At 69.7% G+C, this 9,328-nt stretch carries 9 protein-coding genes; 5 read left to right on the top strand and 4 right to left on the bottom strand.

Annotated elements, in window-relative coordinates:
- Nucleotides 1–103 precede the first annotated feature (103 nt).
- From ACIQHQ_RS10985 to ACIQHQ_RS10965, 5 genes are all read left to right on the top strand, one after another.
- Entirely contained in the window at nucleotides 104–1,471 is a 1,368-nt protein-coding gene (locus tag ACIQHQ_RS10985) for a class I adenylate-forming enzyme family protein (protein ID WP_402611551.1), read from the top strand.
- Between the two features lie 23 nt (nucleotides 1,472–1,494).
- A complete protein-coding gene (locus tag ACIQHQ_RS10980) occupies nucleotides 1,495–1,740 on the top strand; it encodes an acyl carrier protein (protein WP_358283444.1) in 246 nt (81 codons plus the stop codon).
- 117 nt (nucleotides 1,741–1,857) lie between these two features.
- Complete coding sequence (locus tag ACIQHQ_RS10975; RefSeq protein ID WP_402611550.1) at nucleotides 1,858–2,823, top strand: ABC transporter ATP-binding protein; 966 nt, start codon at nucleotides 1,858–1,860, stop codon at nucleotides 2,821–2,823.
- On the top strand, nucleotides 2,820–3,668 hold the full coding sequence (locus ACIQHQ_RS10970) for an ABC transporter permease (RefSeq protein WP_402611549.1): 849 nt from the start codon (nucleotides 2,820–2,822) through the stop codon (nucleotides 3,666–3,668). Before ACIQHQ_RS10975 ends, ACIQHQ_RS10970 begins: the two co-directional genes overlap by 4 nt.
- 76 nt (nucleotides 3,669–3,744) lie before the next feature.
- Nucleotides 3,745–4,659, top strand: a complete 915-nt coding sequence (locus ACIQHQ_RS10965; protein ID WP_402611548.1) for a TetR/AcrR family transcriptional regulator — start codon at nucleotides 3,745–3,747, stop codon at nucleotides 4,657–4,659.
- Nucleotides 4,660–4,687: 28 nt separating this feature from the next.
- On the opposite strand, the gene ACIQHQ_RS10960 is transcribed toward ACIQHQ_RS10965, so the two are convergent.
- From ACIQHQ_RS10960 to ACIQHQ_RS10945, 4 genes are all read right to left on the bottom strand, one after another.
- Nucleotides 4,688–5,803, bottom strand: a complete 1,116-nt coding sequence (locus ACIQHQ_RS10960; protein ID WP_402611547.1) for an SIS domain-containing protein — start codon at nucleotides 5,801–5,803, stop codon at nucleotides 4,688–4,690.
- Nucleotides 5,804–5,839: 36 nt separating this feature from the next.
- Nucleotides 5,840–6,583, bottom strand: a complete 744-nt coding sequence (locus ACIQHQ_RS10955) for an SDR family NAD(P)-dependent oxidoreductase (protein ID WP_402611546.1) — start codon at nucleotides 6,581–6,583, stop codon at nucleotides 5,840–5,842.
- A gap of 63 nt (nucleotides 6,584–6,646) precedes the next feature.
- Nucleotides 6,647–7,876 (bottom strand): cytochrome P450, encoded by a 1,230-nt coding sequence (locus ACIQHQ_RS10950; protein ID WP_358309923.1) that lies wholly within the window; start codon nucleotides 7,874–7,876, stop codon nucleotides 6,647–6,649.
- A 100-nt stretch (nucleotides 7,877–7,976) separates the two neighbouring features.
- Nucleotides 7,977–8,930, bottom strand: a complete 954-nt coding sequence (locus tag ACIQHQ_RS10945) for a chlorinating enzyme (protein ID WP_402611545.1) — start codon at nucleotides 8,928–8,930, stop codon at nucleotides 7,977–7,979.
- Between the last annotated feature and the right edge of the window lie 398 nt (nucleotides 8,931–9,328).

The raw sequence follows: 9,328 nt of genomic DNA, 5'->3' as shown, positions 1-9,328 counted from the left end.
GGGCAGCGTCGGTTGTCCCGCCGGCGGGACAGTGAATTTCCGTCTGGTGCACCCATAATCACCCTGTTGACTTCCCGATTCTTCCAGCCGGTGAGGGAGAGGCATGGCAATCGCGTCCTGGTGGGGTGAATCATTGCTGGACGCCGGTGCGGACCGGCAGCCCTGGGCAATTTCACGCACTGCGGAATCCAGATCCGAACTGCGTTCCGCGGTGGCCGAACTCAGTCGTGCCTTCCGCGAACAGGGAATAGGTGAGAACAGTACCGTTCTGCTCCGGATGAGGCCGAGTCTCAGCTATGTGCGGGTGCTGCTCGCCCTGTGGAGCCGGGGCGCGCAGGTCCTCCTGGTCGACTTCCGGGCGACACCCGCCGAGTACGAGCCACTGGCCGAACTGCTCCGGCCCCAGTACGTGATCGACTCCGACGGGCATCCGGGACCGGCGACCGGATTCGAGGAGGAGGTCGCCTTCCGCGTCGGCACCAGGCCGTCCGGGCGCCCCGCCGCGTCCGACGCCTGCCTCGTCCAGTTCAGCTCCGGCTCGACCGGCCGGCCCAAGGTGATCGGCCGCACCCCCGCGTCGCTCCTCGCCGAACTCGACCGTCACGCCGCCCTGCCGGAACTGCCCGGCGCCGGCGACCGCCTGGTGCTGCTCAACTCCCTCGTGCACACGATGGGCCTGGTCACCGGCGTGCTGCACGCCCTGCGGCAGGGCGCGACGGTGGTGCTGCCGCCCCTGCCGACGCCGGCCGAGGTGCTGCGGACCGCCCGGGAGACCGGGGCGATGGCGATCTACGGGGTGCCGGCTCACTTCGAACTGCTGACCAAGACACCGCAGGTGCCCCCGCTGCCCGCGCTGCGGCTGGCCGTCACCGGCGGCGAACGGCTGCCCGTCGAGGTGTACGAGGAGTTCCACCGCAGGTACGGGGTCCGGGTGAGCCAGGTGTACGGCGTGACCGAGACCGGCCTGCTCGCGGCCGGGCTGCACGGGCCGCGGCCGCCGGTGCTGGGCAGCGCGGTGCCCGGGGTCGAGACGAAGATCGTCGATCAGGAGCTGTACGTACGCCTGGACCGGTCGCCGTATCCGCTCGACGACCAGCCGGACCGCTACGTCGACGGGTGGCTGCGCACCTTCGACCGTTTCGCCGCGGATGACGTCACCGGCGAGCTGAGCATCCTCGGCCGGCTGGACTCGCTCGTCACCATCGGCGGCCTCAAGGTCGACCTCGTCGAGGTGGAGACCGTGCTGCGGGCGCACCCCGCGGTCGCCGAGGCGGTGGTCCTCCACCACGAGGTGATCGAGGCGTACGTCGGGGGTGAGCCGGCACCGGAGGCGGGCGAGTTGATCGCCTGGTGCCGGGAACGGCTGAGCGCCGTGAAGGTCCCCAAGCGGTTCTTCGTCGCCCGCGCCCTGCCCCGCAACAAGACCGGAAAGCTCGTCCGTGACCGGAACGCGATCCGCGCCGGCCTGTGACCCCACCCGGAGGGAAAACGTCAGTGATCAGCAAGGATGAGATCAGGGAGATCCTCTCCCAGAGCCGCTCGTTGGCGCTGTCCGCCGATGTCGGCGACGACGCGGAGTTCGTCATGGACTCCTTCACCATGGTCACCCTCCAGGCCTCTCTGGAGGACCGGTACGGCATCCGTCTCGACCCCCGGTTCGAAGAGCTCCAGACGCTGAACTCGGTCAACGACATCCACGCGTACCTGCTCGACCGCTTCCCCGGACAGGTGGCCGGCTGAGGCGGCCGGCCGCGCCCCTCTTCCCTCCTCCCCGGTCCCGGCGCGGCGCCGGTGCCGGGGAGGGGTGCGTGCTAACGTTTTACGCTGTAATGAGATAGCGGAAGGAGGGGGAGTGGCATGAGTGCGGACACGGCGGCAGAGCCCGCCATCGAGGTCATCGACCTGCGCATGAGCTACGGATCCACGAGCGTCCTGCACGGGGTGACCTTCCGGGTCGCCAGGGGTGAGGTCGTCGCACTGCTCGGCCCCAACGGCGCCGGGAAGACGACGACGATCGAGATCCTCGAGGGCTTCCGGATGCGCTCCGCCGGCGAGGTGCGGGTGCTCGGCATCGATCCGGCGCACGGCGACGAAAGCTGGCGGGCCCGCCTCGGTGTGGTCCTCCAGTCCTGGCGGGACCACGCCAAGTGGCCCGTCCGCGAGTTCCTGGCGCACTATGGCTCCCTGTACGCGCCCTACTCCACCGAGCGGATCACCCGCCCGCGTGACGTGGACGAACTCCTGGAGGCCGTCGGGCTCACCGAGCAGGCCGGCCGGCGCGTCGGACAGCTCTCCGGCGGCCAGCGGCGGCGGCTGGACGTGGCGATCGGCATCGTCGGCCGCCCCGAGGTGCTCTTCCTCGACGAGCCGACCGTGGGCTTCGACCCGGAGGCCCGCCAGGAGTTCCACGCGCTGGTGCGCCGGCTCGCCGAGGTCGAGGACACCACGATCCTGCTGACCACCCACGATCTGGACGAGGCCGAGAGGCTGGCCGACCGCATCGTGATCCTGGCCAGGGGGCGGATCGTGGCCGATGCCACCCCCGAGGAACTGGCCCGGCAGGTGGAGACCGGCGCCGAGGTGCGCTGGATCCGCGACGGCGAACGGTTCACCACCTCGACCCGGACCCCGACCCGGTTCGTGCGTGAGCTGTTCGCCGCGCACGGCGCCGACGTCGACAAGCTCGAGGTCCGCCGGGCCACCCTGGAGGACACCTACCTGGCCATGGTGCACGCCGCCGAGTCCGGCCGGGACGGCGCCGGGCTCCCGGAGCTGGGCGCACCCCGGGCGGCCGTCGAGCGGGTGGCGGAGGTGTCGTCATGAGCGTGAGCGCGACCGCGACCGCCGTCCGCAGCGGCCTGGCGGCGGGCCGGATCGAGACCCGCCAGTCGCTCTCCAGCGTCCAGGACGTCCTCGGCATGCTGTTCATCCCGGTCGTCCTGCTCGTTGTCGCCCTGCTGCGGCGCGGCTCCGACATCGGCGGCACCGGCTTCTCGCTCGGTTCCACCACCTTGGCCGGCCTGCTGGGTCTGACGCTCGCCTTCAACGGCTTCCAGGCCGTGGCCTTCAACCTGCTGATGGAACGGGAGGACGGCACGCTGCTGCGGGCGAAGGCCGCCCCGAACGGCATGGTCGCCTATCTGATCGGCAAGATCATCCACTCGGCGGTGTCGACCCTGATCACCACCGCCCTGTTGCTGGTGCCCGGCGTCCTCCTCTTCGACGGGGTGCGCCTGGACAGCGTCGGCGCCTGGTTCACGCTGGCCTGGGTGCTCGTGCTCGGGATGCTCGCGACGATGCCGATCGGCGCCGTCCTGGGGTCGGTGCTCACCAGCCCGCGCAACATCGGCGTCGTCATGTTCCCGCTGCTGGCGCTCTTCGGCGTCTCGGGCATTTTCTTCCCGGTCACCGAGGCGCCGGAATGGCTCCAGTGGATCGCCCAGGTATTCCCCGTCTACTGGCTCGGTCTCGGAATGCGTTCCGCCTTGCTGCCGGACGAGTTCGCCGCCGTGGAGATCGGCGATTCCTGGCGATATGTCGAAACATTCTGCGCACTCGGTGCGTGGTCCGTCCTCGGTCTTTTGCTGGCACCCGTGGTACTGCGGCGAATGGCGCGCAAGGAATCCGGCTCGGCCGTCGAAGAGCGCCGGAAAGCGGCCATGCAGTGAAAGCCGTCGCGGGGCCGTCACGCGTTTTCGCGGCCCCGCACGAAGGACAGCCGTCGAGTGGCCGTGCGGTAAGGTAATGACCGTCCAGTCCGGCACCAGTCAAGGGGATGTGGTGGTGGTATTCGCCGGCCAGGGGGATTTCCGTCGTTCCTTGGCCCTGCTGTGGCGCACCCCCGGTGAGGCGGCCCCCCGGAGCGGTCCGGGACCCCGGCCCGGGCTGACCGTGGACGCGATCGTGGACGCCGGGATCGCCATCGCCGACGCCTCTGGGATCTCCGCGGTCTCCATGCGCGAGGTGGGCAAGCGTGTCGGGCGGACCGGAATGGCGCTGTACACCTACGTGCCCAGCAAGGACGAGCTGGTCGACCTCATGTACGATCGCGCCCTCGCCGAACTGCCCACCGGCTACGACCTCACGGACGGCTGGCGCGCGGCGCTCTCGGCCTGGACGCACGACTACTGGGCGTTCTGCCTGCGCCACCCCTGGACCCTCCAGGTCTCCCAGGCGCGTCCCGTGCTCGGGCCGAACGAGAACGCCATGCTGGAGAGCGTCCTGCGCATTCTCTTCGCGACCGGGCTCAGCGCGCAGGTGCTGCGGCGGGTCGTCGGCACACTGATCAACCACGTCCGGGGCGCCGCGCAGACGGTGGTCGACTCCCGGCAGGCCGCCGCCGCGACGGGCGTGTCCGACGAGGACTGGTGGGCCGCCCGCTCCGCGGCCTTCGAGGAGGTCGTGCCCGACTTCGCCGAGCGTTTCCCGACGGTCGTCCGGCTCGCCGAGGAGGCCGCCACGGCTCCGCCCGAACCGGAACTGCCGTATCTGGAACGGGAGGCGACCGAGACCTTCGACGCCGGACTGGCGGTGCTGCTGGACGGGATCGAGGCCATCGTCCGCCGCAGCGCGCAGGACGTGCCGGACGCCCGGGGCGCGCGGGCGGCGGAGGGCGCACAGGGCCCGCCGTCCGGATCGCGCCGGTGCAGCGGGCCCTGACACGGGGTGCCCCGGTTCCTTCCAGGGGTCAGCCGGACGTCTTCGCCAGTCCGGCCTCGGCCAGGATGGAGGTCGTGTGGTACCACGGGTTGCCGGCGGACTCGGAGATCAGATCGCGGGACTTGGTGTCGTAGAGGCGGCCCAGCTGCAGCGCCGTGTGCTGGACGAACTCCAGCGCGGTGAAGTACTTGCGCATGAACGTCGGCTGGTCGAGCGCGAACTCGGTCACCGTGATGTTCCGGTTCTGCGGGATGTCGCGGGTGAGCAGACGGACGAGGTTGTCCATCTTCTGTCGCGTGTAGGCGTCGTCGTCGCTGTCCCGGAACAGCAGGACGCTGTGCGGGCGGTCCGGGTCGGAGAGCGTGGCGACCTCGCTGTGGCAGAACTCGTGGAAGAAGTTCCGGGTCGCCGGTGCCATCGCCATCTCGTTGAAGTGCATCTTGGCCAGCTTCAGCAGGCTCATGTACCACTTCGGCGACGCCAGCATGATGATGTTCGCGTCCTTCGAGCGCAGCGCGGTCGCGCGGGCCAGCTCCTCCAGCTCCGGTGTGAAGTCCGTGGCCAGATGGCCCGCCAGCGCGGCGACCTCCGCGCGGTGGTCCTCCTTGATCAGCCCCAGCCGCGGGAACATGTCGAGCAGGATCGCGAAGTACTGGCCGACGTGGAAGAGCGGGTACTCCCGGTCCGGCTCGCTCAGTTCCCATCGGGCCACCGACACCCCGGCCTGCCGGCCCAGCTCGGCCAGCCTGCCGCCGGAGGTCAGCAGCAGCGTGCGGTGGTAGCGACCCGCGAGCTGGTGGAAGACCCGGACCGGCTCCTCGGAGTGGCCGCTGTAGGAGCTGATGACGAACAGTGTCCCCTCGTCGTCGACCACCGACCGCGGGACGAGGTAGGGGAAGTCGTAGTCGTTGAAGACAAGGACCTCCACTCCCGCACCTGAGGCGTTGAGGAACGCCCCGATCACATCGGAGACGATGGCGGAGCAGCCCATCCCGGAGAAGACGATGCGGTGGAACTGCCCGCTCTCGATGCGCTCGCGCAGTTCGGGAGTGACCTCGGCGAGGGAGTACTCGCCGGACTTGAGGAAGTCGGAGCGATACCTGATCTTGAGGAAATCGGCATACCGGTCGAGGCGTGCGAACATGAAAAGGCTCTTCTCTCTCGGACAGGGCGGTGACCGCTACCACATGAACTGGCCACCGTCGACGATGAGTTTCTGGCCGGTGATGTAGCGGGCCCCGTCGCCGACCAGGAACTGAAGGGCGTCCGCCATCTCCTCGGGCGAGCCGATCCGCCCCTGCGGAATCTCGGCGAGCAGCTCGGCGCGCGCCGTCGGATCGGCGACCCGGTACCGGGTGCGCATCTCCTCGGTGTCGATCATTCCGGGAATCAGGCAGTTGACCCGGACGGCCGGGGCCAGCTCCAGCGCGAGGCACTTGGTCAGATGCAGCAGTCCCGCCTTGCTCGCGCAGTAGTTGACGCCGTTCAGCCGAGGCCGGATCGCGGTCGTCGCCCCGACGTTGACGACGCTGGCGCCGCCCTCCAGACCGAGCATGGCCGGGGCGAATGCCTTGGTCAGATAGAACGGCCCGGACAGGTTGGCGTCCAGCACCTGCCGCCAGTCGTCGTCCGCCATCTCCAGGAACGGCCCGTCGATGTTGCGGCCGGCGTTGTTGACCAGCACCTGGGGCGCGCCGTGCGCGGAGAGCACCCGCTCGGCGAAGGCGGTCACCGCCTCCGGGTCGGCGACGTCCAGCCGGACCGTCTCGACCCGGTCGCCGAGTTCCTCGCTCAACACGTCCGCGGCGGCCTTGTCGGCGCGGTACACCGCGACGACGTGATACCCGAGCCGGGCCAGCCGCCGGCTGAGCGCGACCCCGATCCCCTTGGTTCCTCCGGTGACGACAGCGGTGCGGTTCGGCATGGTCCTCTCACGTGTCCTCGGCGCGTCGGCGGACAGTCGGGCATACGGACGCCCCGCCCCGGTTCATCCGAGGACGACCGGCAGTTCGCGGAAGCGGGTCCACAGCGGCATCGGCTCCAGGGCCAGTTCGTCACGGCCGACGGCGAGCGATAGGCCGGGGTGCCGCTCGAACAGCACCTGGAGCGCCACCCGGGCCTCCATCCGGGCCAGGTTGGCGCCGAGACAGAAGTGCACACCGTGGCCGAAACCGAGGTGCGGGTTGGGGGAGCGGGTGACGTCGAAGCGCTCCGGCTCCTCGAACACCTCCGGGTCCCGGTTGGCAGCCGCGAGCAACGGCAGCACCGAAGCCCCCGCGGGCACGGTCTGCCCGTGCCATTCGATGTCCTCGACCGCGGTGGCCGGCCGGGTTCCGGTGATCGGCGGCAGATAGCGCGCCACCTCGTCGACCGCCGACCGCCACAGCGCCTCGTCGTCCGGCGCCGCACGCAGCAGGTCCAGCTGGTCCGGGTGGTCCAGGAGGGCGGCCACAGCGTTCGTGATCAGGTTGTACGTCGTCTCGTAGCCCGCCGTCACCAGGCTGAACACCATGGCCACCAGCTCGGTGTCGTCCAGCCGGTCACCCGCCTCCTCGGCCTCGATCAGGCCGGTGACGAGGTCGTCCGCGGGCTCGGCCCGCTTGCGGGCGACCAGGTCGCGGGTGACGTCGACGAGGTCGCGCACGTGCGCCTCCCAGTCCTCCCGGGAGCCGCTGAACCCGCTCATCAGCGCCGTGACGCCCTGCTGGAAGCGGACGCGGTCCTGCTCGCCGACGCCGACGAGGTCGGCGATGACGGTGTAGGTCACGGGGAGCGCGAAGTCCTGCCGCAGGTCGATCGGGCCGCTGTCGCCGCCGAGCGCGTCCAGGCGGCGTTCGGCGAGCACCCGGACCTGCTCGCCGAGATGGTCGATGCGCTTCGGTGTGAAGGGAGCGGCCACCAGGGAGCGCAGCCTGCGGTGCTCGTCCTTGTCCTTCATGTCCAGGGTGGAGCTGACCAGGCGGATGTGCTCGGGGATCTCGACGCCCGGCGGAGGCCCGTACGGGGAGCGCAGCAGGCGGGGGTCGGTGAGCATCGCCTTGCAGTCCGCGTAGCGGGAGACCACCCAGACGTCCTGGGCGAACGCGCCGAAGTCCAGCCGGACCTGCCCCAGCGGGGAGTTCTCCCTCAGCCAGGTGTAGTGGGCGGGCGGATCGGCGGCGAACTCCGCGCCCCCCATGACGATCGGCAGGGTGACGGAGCTTGGGGTGACGGTCATGCGGGTGCCCTCCTCCAGGCAGGGGTGCGCGGCACAGGCCGGCTGGAGGCGCACCCGCGAGGGGCACTCCTTCAGTCGGCCGGGGGTGCGGGGGTCCGACTCAGCCCAGGAACTCGGCGATCGGTGTGCCGCGCAGCGACTCACGCAGGATCTTGTTGTGGCCGGTGTCGTCCTCACCGCTGACGAGGACCGCGCCCCACTTGTCGAGCGGGATGCTCCCGCCGTACTCCTCGACCCGGTCGGTGTCCGGGTAGACCCGCACGCTGGTCGGGACGTAGCGGGTGGCGAAGCCCATCCGGTGGCTCTTCGCCGTGATGTTGGGCAGCGACGCGTGCATCAGGGTGGACCAGAAGATCACGCACTGGCCGCGCCGCATCACCAGGTCGAAGGCGTCCTCCTCGGTCGGCTTCCAGTCCGGGTCGATCTGGAGCTCGCGGTAGTCGTAACCGAAGAAGCCGCGCGGAACGCCGTCCTTGACCTTGGAGTTGATCTGCGAGGTGTCGTAGGTCATCCGCTTGGTCTCGTCGTAGTTCATCCGGTGGTGCGAGCCGGGGATGACCTGGAGACAGCCGTTGTCCCGGGTGGCGTCGGTGAACGCCGTCCACACGGTGAGGGTGCCCTTGCCGAACTCGGTGTCGGTCTCGCCGGGCCACAGGATCTGTGGTTTGCCGCTGGCGTTGGCGAAAGTGTCCGCCTGATGCCAGTCGGTGCCCTCGTCGCCCGGGTACTTCGGGAAGAACTCCGTGCGCCAGCACAGGACGTTGGGCCCCAGGATGGACGCGACCCGTTCAGTGATCTTCCGGTTGCACACGTGCTGCATGAGCAGGTCGACGTCGAGGTGACGGTCGTAGTTCGCGATGTTGGTCGCGCCCGACATCGCCTCGTCGACCGGGTAGGCGGCGTGCGAGCGGTCCATGACCTCACGACGGGCCCGGCGCCACAGCGCGTCCATCTCCTCCGGGGTGTAAATCGTCAGCGGCCCGATATAACCGTTCTCCCGGAAGAAGTCGAGCTCGGTATCCGAGAGCTGCCACTGCTGGGTGTCAAGTGTCATGCTGGATTCTCTCCGGGTGCGTCCTCGAATTTCTGGCGGACGAATGCGGGACGCGTCGGTCAAAACCGTGGGGGAGGGTGCAGGAGTTTCGACGTCCCGGGTGTGCTCGGTGTTTCGGTGTGATCGGAACCTAGCCGAGCGATCGAGTCATTGTCGACGCGTCGGCCGACCGGCAAGAGCGTCGTGGTGTCCCGCCGGCGGGACACCGCAGTCCGCCTCGGGCACCCCGTATGACCTGCCTGTCGGCGTCCGATGCGGTCGGCCGCCGCCCATTCCTGTGCGCGATCGCCGGGCTTGTACCGGGCCCGATGCGCCGTTACGTTCGGCCGGAGCGAATTCGCTGTACCGATTGTTCATTCCCCGGCCCGCCCGTACCGGCTTTACGCGCCGGCTGATTC

Origin of the sequence: Streptomyces sp. NPDC092370, assembly GCF_044755265.1 — a bacterium.
Classification (GTDB): domain Bacteria; phylum Actinomycetota; class Actinomycetes; order Streptomycetales; family Streptomycetaceae; genus Streptomyces.
This window is presented reverse-complemented; position numbering and strand designations above follow the sequence as displayed.